This is a genomic window from Clostridioides sp. LIBA-7678 (assembly GCF_056716065.1).
On the sequence record NZ_CP196989.1, the window covers coordinates 95,646 to 115,193 of the forward strand.

A 19,548-nucleotide genomic window follows, 5' to 3' on the forward strand; every position below is an offset into this window, starting at 1 on the left:
AGGATTTCTTTTATATAGTCCCATACAACAACTTCTCCATCTACAACCTCAAATACTTTTCCATGAGATTTTTGTGCATCTGTTTTTATTTGATTGAAATTTCCTCCGGCTTACTATATAACCAGTTTTACATTTGTAATATCCAGTTTTACATATCCACTTGTAAAAATTATTAATCCAAAGTATCATAATATTGTGAATTCATATTATATAGGAACATATAAGCATATTTAAATAATTAAATTTAATGGCTGGTATTATTATTACTTTTATTTATTGGGGGGATATACTGTGTTTGGAAATAAAGCAGATGAATGTATTCATATAATGACTGCATATATAGCAAGTATAAAAGAATACTATCTATTTATTGATACTCAGATGGAAAGTTTCATAAAAAAATATGGTGAACAAGTGGTAGAGTTTTGCTTGCACAGAGTAATGCTTTTGTTATGTAACTGTGGACTAGCATAAAACATAAATATTTTAAAAAGATAGCTTTAATTATATAAATAATATATAGACAAAAGTAGAGAACTCTAATACATAAAGTTCTCTTTTTTGTTTTTTAAATATATTTAATTCTATTTTTTAAAAATTAATCTTTAAGTGGTCCTATATGCCAATCTTGAAATAGATTTCCTTTTATTGTCATGGCATTATTAACATTTGTTCTTAACTCACCAACAGGTGTCCACACATCCATCACTTGCCCATAAACATTGTATGCTCCATCTTTATACCAAATAGGTGTAAAATGAGCTTTTTGATTATATGTAGAGTACTTATTATTTTTTAGTTCAAATTTAGAACTTAAACCATTTTGAATCCTTTGTAAAACTCTGTTATATGTTTCATATTTAAATTCAGGATATAAAGTATTTACGTTCTGAGCACCAGTAAAACTTGTTTCAGGAGCATCATAATTCATTTTTGAATCTACATTTATATTAAACCCATATCCTGATTTCATTTCTTTTCTATCAGATTTAGATGTAGGTACTTTTGAATCAGCTTTAATTTGCATATTAGCTGTTAAAGAAACATTGTAACTTAGCCATTTCCATTCATACCATCCTTCATCTACCCATTCTCCGCCTCCATCACCATCTGAATAATATACCCAATGTGGAACCCAATAACAATCCCATTCCCCATAGGTAGCATTAGTTTTTACATATGGATTAGGTAAATTTGGAGTTTTAAAATTATCATTCCTGTCTTTTGCTTTAGGATCTGGCGGAACTTTTTCTTTTAAATCAACTACATTTGCAATTATGGTTGCTTTATCTGTAGTAGCATTTGAACTTACTTTAATAGTTATTTTCTCAGGAGTTTTTGGAGTATGCCATTTAACCCAAGCATATTGCTCTCCCCCATTTTTGGGAAGATATATGTTATTCATAGAATAGTCTTTTCCCTTAATATTAAAAATCACTTTAACTGGATTTTTAGGTGTTCGATTAGATCCTTTTATCTTTATTGAAGTTATAACATCTGTATCTGTCCTATACTCATAATCACTTTGACCACCTTCATCTGGTTTAGATGGTTCTTCTGGATTAGGTGGTTTTACTGGAGGAATTACAACTTCATCATCTTCTTTTGGCTCATTATTAAAGTATACTATACCTAAACCTAGCATTTTAATTATTGTATCATCATCCTTTGCCTTTGCTTTATCTGTATCTGAAATGCCTTTCCAAGCTTTGAAACCTAAATCATCGTTTTCTAAAAACATAGAAAGAGGTAAGTTTTTATGTGATATACTTGCTAGTTTATTTCTTAGTTTATTACCACCAAGTTTTTTATTATAAAGGGCAGTCTCTGTGGCTGTCATAGCCATTTTATTTCCACCAAATGTAAAATATGCTATAGGTTCTAGAAGCAATTTATATTCACCACTTGTCATATCCTCAAAATCTATATCCGCTTTCTCAGCAATTATTTTTTGTACTCCACTATTACAAAAATATTTCTTTATTTTATTTATATCACTTTTTCCATATTTATTACTTGAAATAATAACAGGCAACTTTTGATTTGGATTTGTATATTCATATTTTGCAGAAGAAAGAGTTAATTGTTTTCCATTTCTATATTCTATCTTACTATTCTTCCCAAAATGAAACTTTACTTTTGGAGTTCTATTAGTCAAGTCTACCGTTTTGCCAACCCTTTTTTGATTTTCTACATCAATTATTGTTACTCTTACACCTTCATCACCTGAAGACCATTTATTTTGTGATGTTCCTCCACCACCTGTTCCTCCTCCACCACTTCCATCCATATTTCCACCGCCATCAGCAAAAGAAACTATTATAGAAATAAATATCAAACTTACACAAATAAATACAATCATAAATTTTCTTTTCATGTTTATTCATCTCCCTATAATATTTTTAAATAAAAAATGACCCATTAATTAGGTCATTTCTTGTTAATTTATATTATTTGTACATTTTACATATTTCCTGAAGGTGTTTCCCAATCTTCTTTTGGTGCATACCCATCTTCCCCTTCACTATCAGTTGGGTTTTGTGGCCCAAATCCTGGAACATCTACTATTTCTTTATCTGAATCAGGTTTATTTGTTTCTTGTTCTCCATTCACTGCATTTAAAACCTCTTTTAGTACTTTATCATCCAAACTACCAATTGCTGTAATCTTCTTAGCATCATACAAGATTTCTTTTTTACTACCCTTATCAACTAAAATGATAGGAATATTTTTTGATATTGTTGAACCAACAAGTGAGTATATTAAATCTGTGCCACTAGCTACATAAAATTCTTTAGTACTATTATAGAAATAAGTTACAACTTCTGCATTAGTATCATATCTATCAATTCCGCCTATTCTTATAGCTTTAGTAGCTTTCCTTAATTCTTCACTTATACTTGAACGCCCTCCTATAGCAAAACATTTTGTACCATTCATGTCAAAAGGTATATTTTTCCCATCAGTTAATATTATAGGAGATTTTTCTTTAACAGCAACTTGAGAAACACTCATTGCATCTGGTTCTCCTTTATATCCATTTGTTATCATAACTTTTTCTACTTTAGTTTTACTATTTATCTCTTTAGCTACTTTGTAACTTGTTTTTATTCTATCTTCTCCACTTATTCTATGTATCTCTATATTTCTAGATTCAAGAATACTTTCTATCTCTTTACCTACTGAACTTTCCCCACCAACTATATAGATTTTTTTAACTTTATTTAATCTTTCTAGCGTTGAGCTTGGAATACTATTTTTTTTAGTTAATAATATTGGAGCATTTTCCACACCTGCCAACCCACTTGCAGATAAACCATCTGCTAATGTATCATCTGAATTTATAATAATTGCTGTTGTATAACTTTGTTTGTCTGCAATAAGAGCTGCTGTTTCATATTTATCTTTACCCTGTATTTTGTTTATAGATGACAAAGCAAATATACTAGATGAATTAGTCATAAATATCATAATTGATATTCCTAATGCTAACAATTTCTTACTAAATTTCATAATTACTCCCCCTCTTATAATTACTACATACTTCCAGATACATGATTCCAATCTTCTTCTGATGCATAGCCATTATCGCCTTGACTTTCTGTTGGCTTACTAGGTCCAAATCCTGGTACATCAATCAACCCATCATCTTTGTCTAATGGTTTTTCTTGATTATTTGAATTATCTTCAGGCTTATTAGGCTTGTTTAGTTTATTGTCTTCAGAATCCTTAGTAACTTCTGGATTAACTAACTTGTTATTATTTGAAATTTTTGGTTTTGGTTCACTTTTTTTCTGAACTTCTCCTTTGGTAGGTCTATTGTTTTTAATTGTATTATTGTTAGTTATATTATCTATATTCTGAACTTTATTCTTTTTCTCAGAATCCTTTCTATCTTTTTCTTCTTGTATAGTATTTACATTATCCCTTAAATCAATAGTTGGAACGTTTACACTTCTATTTTCTAAGTTATCATTATTAGAATTTTCATTATTTTCTATCTTATTAGAACTTAATTGTGAGACCTTAGATACCTTCTTGCCTAGTGTACTTATACTAAAAATTCCAGCACATCCAATTACGATACAAGCTACAACTAAAATAGATAGTTTATTTTTTTTTATTATCTTTAAAAATTTCATATTATTTCACTCCTTTTGATTTAGTTCATAGGAGTGATTACTTATTATATCTAGATGATAATCCATTTTTTACCATAAGTCAATAATTCCTAATATAAAAATTCACTCCTAACGTTAATAATTCACTCCTAGCGTTATTTTTTAACTCCTAGCGTTAATAATTCACTCCTATTGATATTTTTCTTTAGAATAAGTATAATTAATTTATTATTAATTATTGGGGGGGATTTTAAATGATCAGAATAAAAATATCAGAATTGCTTGGTAAATGTAAAATGTCTAGAATAGAACTAAGTGAAAAAACTGGTATTAGACCTAGCACAATTACTGCTCTCTACAATGAAACGATTAAAAGAATTGATATTGATATGTTAGATAAACTTTGTGATGTATTTGATTGCAATATAGAAGACATAATTGAACATGTAAAAGATGTCGATTAATGTTATAATAATAATTAAGAAACTATATTCAAATATACATATTATAATGGTTTTAGCATCTTTCTTAAATAGAAAGGTGCATTTTTTCGTATGTCTTTTATTAAATAATGGCTTCAATGACACTATTGAAATTTATATAAAATCTAATAAAAAAAATATATTTAACTAGAAATATAATTACTATCTACTTTTTCGTTTTTAGAATTAAATAAAAAAGATATGATATAAAATCGTATCAAATTTGACTTTTTGTGATATAATAAAAGCAAGAAGAATTACAATCTATTTTGCTTTAGAGTGGAGTTCTTTAAAAATGATTATTTTTTGAGTTTAAACATAAATTTAAACTCAACTCTCAGGTCACTCTTTCGCACAGAGTGGCCTTTTACTTTTGTAAATATTTTGCCAATCAAGCAAAATATTAAACTGGCAATAACACCAGCGAAAATATTAAGTAAAAATTCGTTCATACCTACACCTCCTTTCTTTCGGAGGTTATTTCTTTTGTTTGTATGAACTCCACTCTAATAGATTATATATTTTTCTTCTTGCTAAAAATATTATACCACTCTTTACCATAAATATCTAATTACTAAATTATTTTATATTTTTAAATAATTTAACCTTAAAATAAAGGAGTATATCCTGACACAGAATCTAAATTTATCTTTGTAGTCTCTGCTCTTGTAAATCCAAATGAAGGAGGTATTTTTAAAATAACTGAACCTCTTACTTCATACTTTTTAACTTTACTGCTATTATTTGGAGCTAGTTGTCTATTTGTTACTTCTACTTTTAAGTCTGAAAGTGTATACTCAACATTTGAATCATTATATTTTATGTAATGTCCTTCTTCTTCAGTTAATTTTAATGCTTCTTTCAGTTTATTCTCAACCTCTCCTCTATCAACATTCTCTTTCCATTCATCAGTTTTATTTAATTGATATGCAGCACCATATCCTTCTCTCAGACAGGGATATGTTTCATCATAATTTTCTGTAGCTACAGCAATAAGAGACTTTTCAAAAGCATCTCTAACACCTTTAGTTATTAGTGCTAATCTTAAATATTCAGCACAAATACAAAAGAATATCATAATAACCACAACAATTATACATATTACTATAGAAGTCGCATTACCATCTTCTTTTTTTAAGATGTTCTTTATTTCCAATATGCCTCACTCCTTCCAGTCGCATTTGAAACCAAAGGTACTGGGAAAGAAGCGAAATCAAAGAAACTTAAATCCATTGTTTTTTTTACAGTCACCTTTATTTCTTCATTGAGCTGGACTTTGTTTGTTCCATTTATATACTTTGTTGACCATTCAATTCTATCTGGCTCAACTATACTCTTATTTAATTTTTCTATTTCATTATCAACATCCTGACCAACCTCCCCACTTATTTCTGCAATTCTAACAATCTCATTTGCATAGTGGTTTAATTGACTCTTTGCAATGATAACTGGTAACACATTAATTACAAGTCCAACTAAAAGTGCTACAATAAATATTATTATTATAATCCAAATAGATTCGTCTATAGCTCCTTTTTCATTTCTTATAGGCTGATATAAATCTTTTTTGCTTTTTAATATTTTTTTCATCCCAATCCTCCTTAAAAGAAATTGTTTAAGGATTTATAAACTTCAATGCCTAAAGCAACAAACATATTCATTATTAGACAACCAAGCATAAGCATTGTGTACTTTCCAATTTTACCTGGTCTTTTACTCGCAATAGCTTCCACTCTTTGTAATTTTAAATCATTTAACTTAGCAGCCAATTTTTGAAAATACATAATCTCATCATTACCATTTAATACACCCACTAGCCCTACTATTATTTCTGATAAATTTGAACTATTAACTCTACTTTCAAATCTAATTAAAGCTTCTTTCTGAGAGCTAGATTTCATATCAGCTAACGTAAATTTAAGTTCTTCAGCTAATGTTTCATTTGCTGTTTTTATATACTCAGAAATTATATATAAAAGATCTCTAGTTCCGCTTAATTCTATTGCTAATGTTGATGCGAATTCTGCAAGTTCATAATCAATTCTTTTTATTTTATCTGCAACAATTCTATCTGCTCTTTTCAGCTCTTGAAAAATAGAATAAATAGAAAGAGCTATCCAAATAATACATCCTTTTGGATAAATTATATAAGTTGGAATTGTAAGAGAAAGAACAACACAAGAACTTACAAAAGCATTTGCAATATAAGTTTCTGGAGTTAAGTTTATATTAGCTGATTTCAAGGTCAATAATAGTTTTTTTCTTTTATACTCATTAATCTTTACAAATTTTGATACTCTCATTGCTACTTTCGTAGTTAAATCATCTAATGTTTTCTTTTTTTTGTTTGAATTTATAACTGATGATACAGTTTTTGAATATCTTGCTCCTGGCATATTTAGTATTCCAGCTAAAATCATATAAATACTAAATACAAATAAAGAGAAACAAATTAATAGTATCAATTAATCACCCCCCTTATTCATTTATTGATTTATAATCAATTGGTTTTATCAGTTTACTAATTTGTATAATGGAGAAAAACGTTAATGAAACAGTAATACAAATAGAAATTTGTCCTGGTAATGTGTACATTAAATTTTTAAACCAATTTATATTTAAAAATTTCAACATAAAAATTGAGCCATATAATATAAATGTCATAGTTAAAAAACTTTTTGCTGGCCCCATTAATTTACTATTTACTTTTTCATTTAGTATCTTTACATTTGAAAACTTACTTACAGTTGCTCTAAGTGGAGACTTTAGTGTTCTATTAGTTTGACATTGTATAACTCTATTTACCCATTCTACAAATATGTCATTATCAATACTATCTCTTAATTCTTCTAATGCTTCTTTTATATCAGGAGATAGTTTAATTTTATATAAACATTTTCTAAATATATTTTCTAAAAGAGGATTAAAACAGTCAATATTCTCCTCTATAGCTAGTATTATATCCTCATTTCTTAAATAAGAATTTGTAATCATAGATAAACCACTTTCTAACTCATCATTTAATTGCCTCTCATATGAATTAGCGGTTATTTTTATATATAAAAATGGCAACATCCCAAATCCAAATGCTAATATTGGTATTAAAAATATATTGCCTATGCTAAGTGCTAGAAATATCCCTACTATCATTAATACAATAGCAATGATACATATATTTGAGAATTTTCCCTTACTTTGAGTCCGTTCTAAGATATTACTAGTATCTTTTATTAAGCGCTTTATTCCCTTCTCTTTCTTTTTGCCTGTTAGAATTTCTACTTTATCACTAATAGAAGGTGATTTTTGCTTTCTTTCAAATATGGATACTATTTCTCTTAAAAATTCAATAGGAGATATATTCAATAATGTAAATATTCCTCCCATAATCACTAAAAATAAAAATATATTTGAGAATCCCATTAAAAAACCTCCTTTCAATTACATAAATCAGATACTTCATAATAATTTAACATTTTATTTAATTCTTTTTCTGTAATCCCATTTTCAAGTAAACGTTTTTGAATATTCTCAGAAATATTATTTACCTTTTCAAAATATCCTGTGATTACTTTCTTATTTCCTTCAAGTTTTATACCAGTTCTAACAAAATGAAATAATGTTTTAAACTCACGTTTTCCATCTTCATGAACAATGCACTCTGTTATTTCCATTATTTTTCTTGATTTATCTTTCAATTGTTTTACAAAACATGCAATAGGAAAAGCTTTAGTTACATTTTTCATTAGAGTATCATCATCCATATTTGACTTCGTCTTACACAAATCTAACATTCTTGAATAAACATCAATACAAGAGTTTGCATGTATAGATGTAATAAAAGGATTACCTGTATTAGCGGCTTTTTGTACTTCAAATGCTTCTCTACCTTTCATCTCAGAAATCACCAAGTAATCTGGGTTCATTGTAAGAGAAAACTCTAATAATTTTTCTTGGTCTATATCCTGCTTAGGGTCATCACTATGTCTTGTCCTTAGGTGTATTACTTCATTTATTACCTTACCATTTTCATCTCTCTTGACCATATCAAACTCTCTAACATCTTCTTCTATTGTTATTACTCTATCATCATTATCTACAGATTCTTTGACTAATGAATCTAGAAGAGTTGTTTTTCCAGAATTAGTTGGTCCTACTATACACATACTTGCTCCATATTTAAAGAGTCTCTGCATGATATAAAATATTTCTGCTGTTCCTGTACCAAACTTTATAAAATCATCTATTTTTAGCTTCTGAGGGTTTATAATACGAATAGATACAGCAAGACCCTTACTCTCATCAATTAAACCGTACCCTAGAGCTGTTATCCTTATTCTCTCTGATAAATGTCCTCTTACACCAGGTTGAGCATTGTCAAATACCATATGAGACATTTGTAACATTCTTTTAATAACATCTATTGCATGTTTTGGATTATTAAATGATTCTTTTGTAAATTCCTTATGCCCATCTTTGAACGTAATTCTAGTTGAATCCCATTCATTTATATTTATTTCTTCAACATCATTTCTATAAAGATAGTTATCTAAAAAATCGAATCCTAACATTCCAGATAGTAGTTTATCAATTAATTCTTTCTCAGATAATCCTTTTACCTTATAAGAATAATCAGTAACAAATTTTTCAACAAATGGTCTTACTGATTCTCTTTGCTCCAATATATTTTTTCCTGCCATAATTGAAAAGCACTTATCTAAAATATAACTTTGAGTTTCCTTTAATACATCTGAAAATTCTTTTTCTTCCTTATCTTCATTCAAGAAATTTTTAAGAATTTGTCTATCACCAAAAGCCATTATTTATTTCTCCATGATTTACATTTTTTTATATCATCCTCATTTTTTAAGGTACTGGCTAATTCATCAACAGTTTTGTTGTATTGACTCTTTTTCTTACTAAGTTCCTGAAATAAATCTCCAGATAGAGTTTGCTCTCTTATTTCTTCAAGATAAGGTAATTCGTATTTTATTCTATATATTTCTTTTACTTCCCTTACTGATTCATCTTCCTTGAAATTTGATAGCACATTTATATGTTTATTTATTTTAAATTTCTGTAACATCAATAATTGTAAATTAGAATCAAAATAAGATATAGCTTTTAAACTAGGTTCTACAAGCCTAAAAATAGTATCAGAGTATTCTAGAACTGTAGATGTCAATAAGTCTGTAAAAAAATAACTTGTACAATCCACAATAATATAATAAGCCATGTTTTCCAATGTTCTAAACAGTTCTAATACCCTTTCTATATTATATTGTGCATAGGTTGATACATTTTCTCTCTGTTTGTATCCCAATATATTTATATATTTGTTTTTCCCATTTATTAAATTTGTTAAAATTACTTCTTCTGATAAAATTGGAGCTGACAACACATTTCCTAATGACTTGTCTTTAATTTTTTCATTCGGTAAAATAGTATTTATTGAAGGACAGATTAAATCAGAAAAAACTAAAATTACATCTCTCTTTTCCTCTGCTAGTTTTTTTGCTAACTTTATACTAAAAGTAGTTTTACCTGAACTTGGGCTTCCCCAAATAGCAATTGTTTTACCTTTCATTTCTATTCCCCTATTCTTTTATTGGTGTAGTCATGTTTCTTGATGCCAATAAATTTATTGTTTCTTCTTGTTTTTTTATAAATTTTTCAGCATTATTAGTTGTACCACGATACACTAGTGTTACATGCATTTTGCTATTTTCTTCTAGCGTAGCTAGTAACTTAGCTTGGATATCATTTACTTGCACTGTAATAGTTGTCGGAAGCTCATTTTCTTCTTCATTTCCTTTTTGTACTTTTTCATCATTCTTATCAGAACCTTTTGCATTAGTAACAGCTAATACTCTTACATATTGCAACTCAGCAGGTTTTAGAGTTTCTTTATCTTCTCCATAATCAGCAGCTAAAATTGATATAATATCTCCTGTTTCTAGCTTTCCTGATAGTCCAGCCGCAAAATTTTTTATTGTAAAAGATATGGCTTGATTCTTACCATCTAATCCATATAAATATTCATTTTCAGCCACACGATTTTTTGAAATCTTTGTAGTCAACACATTATCATCTTTGTTAATATCTGTTATTGCATACTTCCCAACAACACTATCTTTTGTTTTAATACTTGTCTGAGGTAAACTCTCAGAATCTGTTGTTTTAATTTCCCTAACTTTTGTGGAGCTTATTTTTTCTCCTTTTTTTATTTCTTGTGTTGCTCTAACAAAGGTTGTTTGTGATTTCATTTTCTGTAAATATGGAGAAACAAAACAAATGTATACACCTATTAGTAATGCAGAACAACCAATTATTATTCTTTTTGTCGCTAATTTCATATTTTTCCTCCTATAATAAATATGATAAAAAACACCCTACAGAAATGTAAGGTGCTAAAGCAATACCATTTTTATATGTATCACGATTGATTGCAAATGCCAAGATTAAGCTAATTAGAATAAAAATTAAAACTTCTATACCTTTAAACCCAATTAAAAATCCACTACTTCCCATAAGCTTTATATCCCCTCCTCCAATACTTCCATTTTTCAATATTGCTGATAAATAAAGAGGTAACGCAAATAAAAATAAATTTATTATAGATAAATATAAATTCATTTTTATAAAGGATACAAATAATATCAATACCTGTATTTTATTAGGTATTAATTTTGTTCTATAATCTACATAACTAGCATAGATTAATATTTGAGCATATAAAAAACCTTTTATTATTAATGCTATATTATTAATATGTTTAAATAGGCTTATGATTAATAAATATTCTATTAAAAGCAATATCATTTTTTGTTCTTTGCTTAATACAATTTTTTCACCTGTTGGCAGAAATTTTAAATCATAGAAATAACTGAATATGCTATTAGAACTAATATTATTGAAAGACATAATATAAAATCCTATCCAAACATATTTACAATTGTAGATTGTGCTTTTGGTAAAATAACATCTTGTAATGCTCCAGTTGCCCAAGCTAACATCAGTCCACCTAAAAATACTGCAATAACTACCCAAATAGCCTTAGATACATTTTCATCCATACCAGATTCATTATTTAATACTTCTCTTAGATGTCTTTCTATACACATTATTTTTTGTCCTATATAGGATTCTAAAAAAGTATTTCTTTGTTTTCTTTTTTCTTTTTGAAATAATAAATTCTCCATGTATATCCTCCTTAAGTTTTAAAATATATATAAAAAAGCATCTCTAGAAAATGCTTTTATTAACACATATACTTGTTGTAAAGAAATTTATTTCATATAAATCATGAATTAGCTAAGTACCTTTAAGATTTTTCAATCATTTCTATTATTTTTTCTTGCATAAGGGGAGATATGTATTCTATTGCTTTTCTACCCAGTAAAGGCCCTAGTAAAATTAAAAATAAAATTATTATACATCCAATAATTGCTCTCTGACGTTCTGACAAACACCTCTTCTTTTTGTCCTTACTTAAATCAATATTTTTCTTTTTTTCTTTCATATAAATCTCACCTTTTTCAATCTAAAATTTTCTTAACTATACACAAAATTAATGTTATAAATGTAAGTACAGCTGCCAAACATAATAAAAACCCTAATATTCCCTCAAAAAACGAACAAGCAGTATGTGCTAAGTTTACTACCATATTGTTTATGATGTCTCTATCATCCCTAAGAAAAGTCGCTCGTTTATCCATAATTTTATTTATGCAAAGAAGTACTAAACATAGAAACACAGCCAATGCTGAAAAAAAAACAGGTTTAATAAAATCCAAAAAATCTATCCAAAAATATTCTATACGTTCCTTGATCCTTGTACCTATACTACTCAGTATTTGAAATATACTCTTTTGTTCACAAACAACTTTTTCTTTAATAGTTTTATAATCAGACTCGTCTTTTTTTATTTCCACCATGATCCCCCCTACATACTAATATCTTGTATATACAAATTCTTATCTATAAAGTAAAAAGGAAGATAGGTATTCTATCTTCCTTCATTAATATTTAGCTAAGTTTTTTTATTCAAATAAAAAAGCTCTTAATATAGATACTTTTTCAATGTGTAAAATATAGGGGTGAGATGGCTTTAAGCCACCTCAATTTGTTATGAAAAACCAAAAAATGAACCTGTATATGACATCTATTACTAGATGTCATATATAGTCTCACTTTCATATTCATGTATATTTGCATATGTGTTTTTATAACTTATATTTTATCTATCATTCTTCATCACTATATTTATTATTAAAACTAATATCACAAAAATTTGCACCCCAACAATGTTAGCAAATGATTTAGGATCTGTTAGTACTGGTAAAATCATAAGAAAGATTAATAGAATAGCAACTTTTATATAATCAATTATACTATGCTTCTTAGATGTATTTTCTTTAACTGTTTTTTCATCATCATTCATGATTTATATTCCTCCAATAATTTATCATTTTATTTTTTAATAAAATGATAATATAACTATAAGTCAGCTATCTGTTTGATATAAAAATAAAAACTTTCTTAAACCACTTATAGGAGCTACCTTTCTTTATGTCTTTAATATTCTCTGAAATATATCCCTTTGATTTATATATAATACTATCCATTTCTTTAGATACAAAATTTATAGAATTCTTTTTTTAAGGTTCATAATTATTCTCCCTTCAATATAAATGTAAATGTATCAAAATTAAAAAACACCCCAAATGGATGCTTGATAATTAAACTTATTTTAGATTGAAAAAACATAAATCTAAAACAAATCAAGTGTAATTGATGTTGCCTTTGCTAAACACTATCTCTATTATTGGGTTTCAGTATTGAAAAATACCTTATCTATGTTTTTATTACTTTATTTTTAATTTAAATTTTTTATTTGAATATGTAAAAGAATAATGATCATAAAAGGCATTACTATTCTTTTTATATCTATTTCAGATATAGCCACAACTAATAAATCTCCTGCTTCATGAAATGTTTTTGAATCTATCAAATATAAGGTAATACCAAATATAATTGAAGCAACTGCTATAATACAATTTTTCATATTAGACTCCTTATAAATAAATATTTCGTACTTTAGAAAACTCTTCTGATAATATTTTTTCTATTATCTTAAAATACAATGCATTCATAGTTTCTGCACAATACAATTTAGAAATAATAATTTTTATATTTTTATTATCTATCAAAAAAGTAATCAAATCCTCTTTATCAAGTAAGTCATTTTCATTTAAGATAGTGCTGTTTCCAAAGCTTTTAGAATCCTTCAATGATAAAATTGTCTCATTATATATATTTATTAATGCCTCATAAGCTCCCTCTTCATCACAAAAAAATTCAATACTATTTTCGTAAATTTCTTCAAGTGAGTATTCACATAATCTTCTATAGTCTAATTCTACAACATTGTGTTTAAAATGATATTCAACTTTTTCTAATATATAATTTACTTCTTTTTCTATATCTATATTTGAAAATAATTTAACTTTCTGCAAGTAATTTAATTTTAAAAATATATAGTTTGAGCCCACATATTTTATATTATACATATAGATATCATCTGTCATTTTTAAGCCTTTTTTGTGCAATACAATATTTACTTTCCATTTTATTTGTTCTATAGCTTTTATCTTTTTTTCATCTATTTTGACCAGTAATAATCCTAATAAAATTGAAGCTAAAGAATAAAAAAACAGTAAAGCTCCTATTATTGAATATACTATTTTAAATTTTTCTGGAGTAAATGTAAATTTTGTAACAAAAATTAGAGCACAGCCCATAATAAAACTGAGCAAAGTATATTTCCCATATTCTGGTTCAAGCAAAATAACATCCCCTTTCAAGTGCTTACTTATAATACTTGTTTAGCTTTGCTCTAAAAAATCTTCTATATTTTGTGTCCTAATAAGAGAAAATTTATTTTTAAAGTTAAAAAAAGCTGACATCTTAGTCTTTATAAATAAAAAACTTATGAAATTTGGATCAGCTGTATTTAATATTTCTCCAACATAAGATGTTATTATATCTCCTATACTTGTTTTTATAAAAGAAAATATTTCATTTGAATTATCAAAGACAATTAAGTATTCAGCATTTTTTTCTCCAAACAAATAATTTTCATTAATAAAAGTAAGAATATTTAGTAATAGAACACCTAATATTTTTTCATCATCAACTAAATTTAATTTATTAAAAGCAATAAATTTATTATTGTGTACATGATTTATATTAGAATGTATATTTAGTAAATACCCATAATTATCTATTATTTTATTAAGTTTCGAAATAATTGTGTCTATAACATTTATTCTTATGTTTAATATGTCTTTAATACTATTTAACTCTTTAAATACTTCAAATACCTTTTCTTTATTTGGAGATTGCATACAGTTTATCATTCTATGTGTTCCTTCTATATATTTTAAATAATTTAGAAAATCAGATAAAATAGGGTATTCATTTTCTTTATATTTTGTACACTTTTTTATATCTATTCCAAAATATTCATAAAAGTTAGTTAGTAATATATCTAAACTAGTTAATTCTTCTTCTGTGTATTCACTTACTAAAATACAATACATTCTTTGTATCTTTTTTAAATGAGTGCCAAATGAAAATATATCAAAATCTTTTATTGTTGAATAAATTTGCAATGGATTTATTATTTCTTTATTCTTATCAACTTGTACTACTCTAACATCTTTTATATCATTAAATTTCGCAGATTCTGTATTTACTAGTATTATTTTTTTGCCTAATTTTATTTGTTCATAAATAATATCTTTTCCAGATATTTTGTTTTCATTTTTTATTTCACTATTCATTTTATATGCTAAATTCATTAAAATCCCCCCAAAATTATAATTAATTTTACTCACTTTACTTATATATCTCCTTCTTCCAATTCATCAAGAATCAAAGATACTTCAGTACTTAAAACAGAAGCATAAATAAGCACTCCTAAAAAAGCTATAGCTATTGTTAAAGCAACAAACATAAATTAATCACCTCAGTTTTTTATAATAAAAAAAAGGTATCCCATAATTGGAATACCTTTTAAACAATAATTTATTTTAAACCAGGAAATCTACCATAACTCACAGGCCCTTTTCTCATGTCTGTTATTCTAACATCTTTTCCTGATTCTGGAGCTTCTATAACTTTTCCTCCTCCAATATACATTTGAACATGATGCACATTCCAAGGATTTGTTAAAGATTGGCCTTTTTCATGTACAAATACAAAGTCACCTGGTTGTAGTTGTTCAAATGATATAGGTGTTGATGCTGCACATTGTGCTTTAGAAGTTCTAGGCAATCCTTTAACTCCTGCTTGATTGAAACAATATAGCATAAGACCACTACAGTCAAAAGAATTAGGTCCTTCCGCTGCCCACAAATACGGTTTACCAAGTTGCTTTCTCATAATTGAAATAATCCTATTAACCTTTTCTGAACTAGAACCACCTGATATACTTGTATTTCTAAATTCTATAGCATAATGGTAAACTTTATTTGGATAGTCATGAGGAGCTTTATCTAAATTTACAGACATACCCCTTCCTTGTCCAACATTATATAATACAAATGCTCTTCTCAAAAGGTCTTTAAATTTAGGATCATTTTCATCACTATCCCACTTTATTTGATTGACATATTCGTTGGTATTATAATTCTTTTTATTTGGACAAGCTATTCCTGTCATACTTTCTAATCTAAATAAAGCATAGTTAAAATAGAACCTTGCCTCAAATGCACCTGCAATTATCTGAGCTCTTGCATCTTTTAAAAAAATACCCCACATTTGCTCTGAACTAGAAAAAGAATATCCTGCTTGTTTAAATAAATCACCCATGCCTTTTCTCATATGTTCAGCCCATATATCACTTCCATCAGTATCATATTTTTGAAATTGCATTATTCCATATGCTCCTCCATACTGACAATTAGGGTTAAAATTACTCTCTTGTTTTGCAAATCCAGCTAATATCCAATTTGGAAGACCTGTTAATTGAGATGCTTCATCAAAGAATGATGCTAATTCTTCTGGAACCCCTACAAGCTGTCCCCATTGACCTCCTCCATAATATGGTGCAAGTGTATTTCCAAATAACCAGTTCCATTTTTTATCTGAACCAGAATTTATAATCATACCAATAACCATATCAACATCATTTTTCCCAACATGATTTTCTTTAATTAATATTTCTCTAAAATGGTCATATGGTTCTCCTTCAGCTTCCTGTGAAGCTAAAACTGGCTTTGTTATTTCTATTCTTTCATCAGAATCTATTGTTGTAGTTTCTATTTTTATTTCATATGTATATTTATTAGTATTGTAAATTGAATTTGCATAGTCTAATAAATATACTGTATCAACAGTTTCCTCAACCCTTTCTACATATCTTTCATCATTACCTTCACCAACTTTTTCCTTATAAAAACGTCTTGTTATTATTTGAGCTTCTGAATATTTTAAATCAGGTTTTAATGTTTTGTCTACTATTTCATCAACTTTTTTCTTTAATTGTTCAACACTACTTTTTGAAGATACCTGACTATTACTTACTAAAAATCGCAAATATTTCTCTACGTGTTCAGCTCTTAATAAATGTTGGCTATCTAAAAAATAATAGTCTTTAGATGTGTATTGTGCTACTTTTTCATCTATATAAGTTTGAACTTCTTTAGTTTCTTCAGAGGATAAATTAGGAGTTATTTTATCACCTGTAAATAATTCAAATGTTGCAGATAATAATATTAGTATTAATACAACAAAAGCACCATAAGGAACCATTATTTTAAACATTAGCTTTTTAAATTTATTTTTAGCAATACCTTTTACTAACTCTAATCCCTTTTCAAACAAAGCTTTCATCCTCCCCTTAAATAAAAAAGTTAACTATATTAACTCTATAAACTATCCTTAAGTAAAGAATCTAGGCTATTGTCCTTCTTGCTACTTGCTAAAAATTTAGATGCACTGTCTATATCACCTTTTGAAATATTTTCATAAAAATGTTCTTTGTCAGGTTCAGTTACACTGCTGTTAAACATAGCTGTATCAAAAATTTGTTCAGCTTTTCCAGTTGCTTGTATTATATCTAAATTATTACCTGGTTTCTCCATTATATTTCCAGCTATTGAATTTATTGTATCAATTCTAGCTGACTCTACTTGCCCCATATTTCTTTTATCATTTATTGCAGAGAATATAAATCCATCATCTTTATTACCATAACTGTCTTTCTTAGATAAGTTATTGAAGAACATACCTTGAATAGCTCTTTCAGCGTTACTAGGGTTTTTGAACGCAATATCTGGTTCTTTTTCTGGAATAGTTTCTATATTCTTCTTCAATTCATCTCCATTTTTTGAGCTATCTAGTTTATCCATTCCAAAGTTATACTCATCATCACTAGTACCACTATTTTTTTCTAATGAATCATCATCTTTCGGTATTTCATTTTCCATATTATCTAAAGGTTTTATATTATTATCATCAAGAGAGTTTATATTATCATCTAAGCCTATATCACCATAGCTTGATTCCATATCTGCATCATATCTATTTTGCTCTTCCGCAGGATCATTTCCTCTATTAAATTTATTTCCTATTCCACCATCTACTGCTCTATCAGCCATTTTTGCCATTTTATTAAAATTACCTTCTTTATCACCATGTCCCATAAGACCTTCTAAAGCTTCCAATGTTCCTGCTGTTCCTGCTGTAGAAGCTTTGAATGCTGTTACCATACCTGATATTGCTCCTAGAGTCCCTTTTGTAAATCGCCTAGCTTCTCCATATTCATCTATTCCAGATAACTTAGCAAAATATCCCTGTACAGAATTTCTTAAGACATCAGATAATTTTATAGTTAAAGTAAGACCTATTAAAATAAATAGTAGTGATGAAGTTGCTGAGAAAAACAATGAAAATACTACAAATACTATAGAGTAACATAGTCCTGTTATTGCATTACTTAATATCTCTCCAAACCAAATTTCAAATGCATTTATGTTCTTGTTAATTCCCCATAAGGCAGAAGCAACAGGTGTAAAAACAAACATAATACCTAAAACCCATGTTCTAACCATAAAAACAATATTTACTCTCAATGTTAAATAAGCGAAATAAACTTTTATTATCGCTGTAGTTAAAACATTTCCAGTTTTAAGTTCATCTAATATAGAATTAGACATTGTTACATGGCTAAAAGACTCATTTAAAATTGATGTTAAAAAATTTGAAAAGACTATTATCCCATTAACTAAAACTGGACCTCCTGCTATTATTAGGCAAACAAAAACCCATCTTTGTAAACTTTCCTTTGTGTCTATCTCTTGTCTTTCATCAACTGAACCTTTTATAACTCTTACAGCTGTAAAGAATACCATTAATATAAGTAAGACATAAGCTACTTTTTGAACTATTCCGTATCCAAAAACTAGATGTGACCATTGTTCTTTTGTAAATATATTTAAATCTTTTGCAAATATTAATTCTTCTAATGTCTTTGTCCCTAGTAATTTTTCTTGTATAAATCCATCACCAGAAAAAATAAATTTAGTTATAGAATCTAATAAGAAAGCTATTCCATTTGCAAGGAAACTATCTTCATCTTCTAGATCTTTAATAAAATTAAGCTCTGATGATTTGAATTCAGAGCCTCCTGTTGTACCCATATTTACAATTATATCTTGTAAGAAACCTGCTAAACTTAGCATAAGACCTAGCATTAAAGCCCCTAATACCAGTTTTGTTGTTCCTTGCATTAAGATAGTCCTTTTATCATAGTCATTTTTATATATTATTAGCTTATATATGAGTATAGCTAAACTAATTGTAATCAGTATCACTCCTGCATATTGCAGTATATCAACTAAAGCTTGAATTTGTTCACTCATTTTAATAACCCTCCATTT

General features: G+C 27.4%; 23 protein-coding genes. 2 read left to right on the forward strand and 21 right to left on the reverse strand.

The window, feature by feature from the left end:
• Positions 1–291 precede the first annotated feature (291 nt).
• Positions 292–474, forward strand: coding sequence for a hypothetical protein (locus ACTG46_RS20925; RefSeq protein ID WP_021382331.1), 183 nt, complete (start codon positions 292–294; stop codon positions 472–474).
• 124 nt (positions 475–598) lie between these two features.
• On the opposite strand, the gene ACTG46_RS20930 is transcribed toward ACTG46_RS20925, so the two are convergent.
• The 3 genes from ACTG46_RS20930 to ACTG46_RS20940 form a co-directional block, all read right to left on the reverse strand.
• The gene (locus tag ACTG46_RS20930) at positions 599–2,377 is read right to left on the reverse strand and encodes a DUF8193 domain-containing protein (RefSeq protein ID WP_479924297.1); all 1,779 of its coding nucleotides are present in this window, start codon (positions 2,375–2,377) and stop codon (positions 599–601) included.
• An 86-nt stretch (positions 2,378–2,463) separates the two neighbouring features.
• Entirely contained in the window at positions 2,464–3,513 is a 1,050-nt protein-coding gene (locus tag ACTG46_RS20935; RefSeq protein WP_479924298.1) for a cell wall-binding repeat-containing protein, read from the reverse strand.
• Positions 3,514–3,536: 23 nt separating this feature from the next.
• The gene (locus tag ACTG46_RS20940; RefSeq protein WP_479921716.1) at positions 3,537–4,142 is read right to left on the reverse strand and encodes a hypothetical protein; all 606 of its coding nucleotides are present in this window, start codon (positions 4,140–4,142) and stop codon (positions 3,537–3,539) included.
• 233 nt (positions 4,143–4,375) lie between these two features.
• Here ACTG46_RS20940 and ACTG46_RS20945 point away from each other — a divergent pair, with 233 nt between their 5' ends.
• A complete protein-coding gene (locus ACTG46_RS20945; RefSeq protein WP_021382327.1) occupies positions 4,376–4,585 on the forward strand; it encodes a helix-turn-helix domain-containing protein in 210 nt (69 codons plus the stop codon).
• A 317-nt stretch (positions 4,586–4,902) separates the two neighbouring features.
• On the opposite strand, the gene ACTG46_RS20950 is transcribed toward ACTG46_RS20945, so the two are convergent.
• From ACTG46_RS20950 to ACTG46_RS21035, 18 genes are all read right to left on the reverse strand, one after another.
• The gene (locus tag ACTG46_RS20950; RefSeq protein ID WP_044211832.1) at positions 4,903–5,055 is read right to left on the reverse strand and encodes a type I toxin-antitoxin system toxin; all 153 of its coding nucleotides are present in this window, start codon (positions 5,053–5,055) and stop codon (positions 4,903–4,905) included.
• A gap of 155 nt (positions 5,056–5,210) precedes the next feature.
• Complete coding sequence (locus tag ACTG46_RS20955; RefSeq protein WP_479924299.1) at positions 5,211–5,759, reverse strand: hypothetical protein; 549 nt, start codon at positions 5,757–5,759, stop codon at positions 5,211–5,213.
• The gene (locus ACTG46_RS20960) at positions 5,750–6,193 is read right to left on the reverse strand and encodes a DUF4320 family protein (RefSeq protein ID WP_021382325.1); all 444 of its coding nucleotides are present in this window, start codon (positions 6,191–6,193) and stop codon (positions 5,750–5,752) included. Before ACTG46_RS20960 ends, ACTG46_RS20955 begins: the two co-directional genes overlap by 10 nt.
• An 11-nt stretch (positions 6,194–6,204) precedes the next feature.
• Complete coding sequence (locus ACTG46_RS20965; protein WP_021382324.1) at positions 6,205–7,068, reverse strand: hypothetical protein; 864 nt, start codon at positions 7,066–7,068, stop codon at positions 6,205–6,207.
• A 13-nt stretch (positions 7,069–7,081) separates the two neighbouring features.
• On the reverse strand, positions 7,082–8,023 hold the full coding sequence (locus tag ACTG46_RS20970) for a type II secretion system F family protein (protein WP_102822232.1): 942 nt from the start codon (positions 8,021–8,023) through the stop codon (positions 7,082–7,084).
• Between the two features lie 14 nt (positions 8,024–8,037).
• Positions 8,038–9,420: an ATPase, T2SS/T4P/T4SS family gene (locus ACTG46_RS20975; protein WP_021382322.1), complete on the reverse strand. Its 1,383-nt coding sequence runs from the start codon at positions 9,418–9,420 to the stop codon at positions 8,038–8,040.
• Positions 9,420–10,187 (reverse strand): CpaE/TadZ family protein, encoded by a 768-nt coding sequence (locus tag ACTG46_RS20980; RefSeq protein ID WP_102822233.1) that lies wholly within the window; start codon positions 10,185–10,187, stop codon positions 9,420–9,422. Before ACTG46_RS20980 ends, ACTG46_RS20975 begins: the two co-directional genes overlap by 1 nt.
• A gap of 10 nt (positions 10,188–10,197) precedes the next feature.
• Positions 10,198–10,956 carry a Flp pilus assembly protein CpaB gene (gene cpaB / locus ACTG46_RS20985; protein ID WP_021382320.1) on the reverse strand — a complete coding sequence of 253 codons (759 nt, stop codon included), beginning with the start codon at positions 10,954–10,956 and terminating at the stop codon, positions 10,198–10,200.
• A gap of 10 nt (positions 10,957–10,966) precedes the next feature.
• The gene (locus tag ACTG46_RS20990; RefSeq protein ID WP_021382319.1) at positions 10,967–11,524 is read right to left on the reverse strand and encodes a prepilin peptidase; all 558 of its coding nucleotides are present in this window, start codon (positions 11,522–11,524) and stop codon (positions 10,967–10,969) included.
• Between the two features lie 11 nt (positions 11,525–11,535).
• A complete protein-coding gene (locus tag ACTG46_RS20995) occupies positions 11,536–11,802 on the reverse strand; it encodes a hypothetical protein (RefSeq protein ID WP_021382318.1) in 267 nt (88 codons plus the stop codon).
• A 122-nt stretch (positions 11,803–11,924) separates the two neighbouring features.
• Positions 11,925–12,122, reverse strand: coding sequence for a hypothetical protein (locus tag ACTG46_RS21000; protein WP_021382317.1), 198 nt, complete (start codon positions 12,120–12,122; stop codon positions 11,925–11,927).
• Positions 12,123–12,138: 16 nt separating this feature from the next.
• Positions 12,139–12,534, reverse strand: a complete 396-nt coding sequence (locus ACTG46_RS21005; protein ID WP_154106800.1) for a hypothetical protein — start codon at positions 12,532–12,534, stop codon at positions 12,139–12,141.
• Positions 12,535–12,839: 305 nt separating this feature from the next.
• Positions 12,840–13,043 carry a hypothetical protein gene (locus tag ACTG46_RS21010; protein WP_021382315.1) on the reverse strand — a complete coding sequence of 68 codons (204 nt, stop codon included), beginning with the start codon at positions 13,041–13,043 and terminating at the stop codon, positions 12,840–12,842.
• Positions 13,044–13,478: 435 nt separating this feature from the next.
• Positions 13,479–13,667 (reverse strand): hypothetical protein, encoded by a 189-nt coding sequence (locus tag ACTG46_RS21015; RefSeq protein ID WP_479924300.1) that lies wholly within the window; start codon positions 13,665–13,667, stop codon positions 13,479–13,481.
• 10 nt (positions 13,668–13,677) lie between these two features.
• Positions 13,678–14,448 (reverse strand): hypothetical protein, encoded by a 771-nt coding sequence (locus ACTG46_RS21020; RefSeq protein ID WP_102822237.1) that lies wholly within the window; start codon positions 14,446–14,448, stop codon positions 13,678–13,680.
• Positions 14,449–14,487: 39 nt separating this feature from the next.
• Entirely contained in the window at positions 14,488–15,465 is a 978-nt protein-coding gene (locus ACTG46_RS21025; protein ID WP_021382311.1) for an ATPase AAA, read from the reverse strand.
• Between the two features lie 226 nt (positions 15,466–15,691).
• The gene (locus tag ACTG46_RS21030) at positions 15,692–17,491 is read right to left on the reverse strand and encodes a C40 family peptidase (RefSeq protein WP_479924301.1); all 1,800 of its coding nucleotides are present in this window, start codon (positions 17,489–17,491) and stop codon (positions 15,692–15,694) included.
• A gap of 44 nt (positions 17,492–17,535) precedes the next feature.
• Positions 17,536–19,530 (reverse strand): hypothetical protein, encoded by a 1,995-nt coding sequence (locus ACTG46_RS21035; protein ID WP_102822240.1) that lies wholly within the window; start codon positions 19,528–19,530, stop codon positions 17,536–17,538.
• Positions 19,531–19,548: the final 18 nt, after the last annotated feature.

Bases quoted from the DNA above. Each gene is read 5' to 3' on its own strand.
- ACTG46_RS20930 (WP_479924297.1), bottom strand. From the start codon at position 2,377: ATGAAAAGAAAATTTATGATTGTATTTATTTGTGTAAGTTTGATATTT.
- ACTG46_RS20935 (WP_479924298.1), bottom strand. From the start codon at position 3,513: ATGAAATTTAGTAAGAAATTGTTAGCATTAGGAATATCAATTATGATA.
- ACTG46_RS20940 (WP_479921716.1), bottom strand. From the start codon at position 4,142: ATGAAATTTTTAAAGATAATAAAAAAAAATAAACTATCTATTTTAGTT.
- ACTG46_RS20945 (WP_021382327.1), top strand. From the start codon at position 4,376: ATGATCAGAATAAAAATATCAGAATTGCTTGGTAAATGTAAAATGTCT.
- ACTG46_RS20950 (WP_044211832.1), bottom strand. From the start codon at position 5,055: ATGAACGAATTTTTACTTAATATTTTCGCTGGTGTTATTGCCAGTTTA.
- ACTG46_RS20960 (WP_021382325.1), bottom strand. From the start codon at position 6,193: ATGAAAAAAATATTAAAAAGCAAAAAAGATTTATATCAGCCTATAAGA.
- ACTG46_RS20970 (WP_102822232.1), bottom strand. From the start codon at position 8,023: ATGGGATTCTCAAATATATTTTTATTTTTAGTGATTATGGGAGGAATA.
- ACTG46_RS20975 (WP_021382322.1), bottom strand. From the start codon at position 9,420: ATGGCTTTTGGTGATAGACAAATTCTTAAAAATTTCTTGAATGAAGAT.
- ACTG46_RS20980 (WP_102822233.1), bottom strand. From the start codon at position 10,187: ATGAAAGGTAAAACAATTGCTATTTGGGGAAGCCCAAGTTCAGGTAAA.
- cpaB (WP_021382320.1), bottom strand. From the start codon at position 10,956: ATGAAATTAGCGACAAAAAGAATAATAATTGGTTGTTCTGCATTACTA.
- ACTG46_RS20990 (WP_021382319.1), bottom strand. From the start codon at position 11,524: ATGTCTTTCAATAATATTAGTTCTAATAGCATATTCAGTTATTTCTAT.
- ACTG46_RS20995 (WP_021382318.1), bottom strand. From the start codon at position 11,802: ATGGAGAATTTATTATTTCAAAAAGAAAAAAGAAAACAAAGAAATACT.
- ACTG46_RS21000 (WP_021382317.1), bottom strand. From the start codon at position 12,122: ATGAAAGAAAAAAAGAAAAATATTGATTTAAGTAAGGACAAAAAGAAG.
- ACTG46_RS21010 (WP_021382315.1), bottom strand. From the start codon at position 13,043: ATGAATGATGATGAAAAAACAGTTAAAGAAAATACATCTAAGAAGCAT.
- ACTG46_RS21015 (WP_479924300.1), bottom strand. From the start codon at position 13,667: ATGAAAAATTGTATTATAGCAGTTGCTTCAATTATATTTGGTATTACC.
- ACTG46_RS21025 (WP_021382311.1), bottom strand. From the start codon at position 15,465: ATGAATTTAGCATATAAAATGAATAGTGAAATAAAAAATGAAAACAAA.
- ACTG46_RS21035 (WP_102822240.1), bottom strand. From the start codon at position 19,530: ATGAGTGAACAAATTCAAGCTTTAGTTGATATACTGCAATATGCAGGA.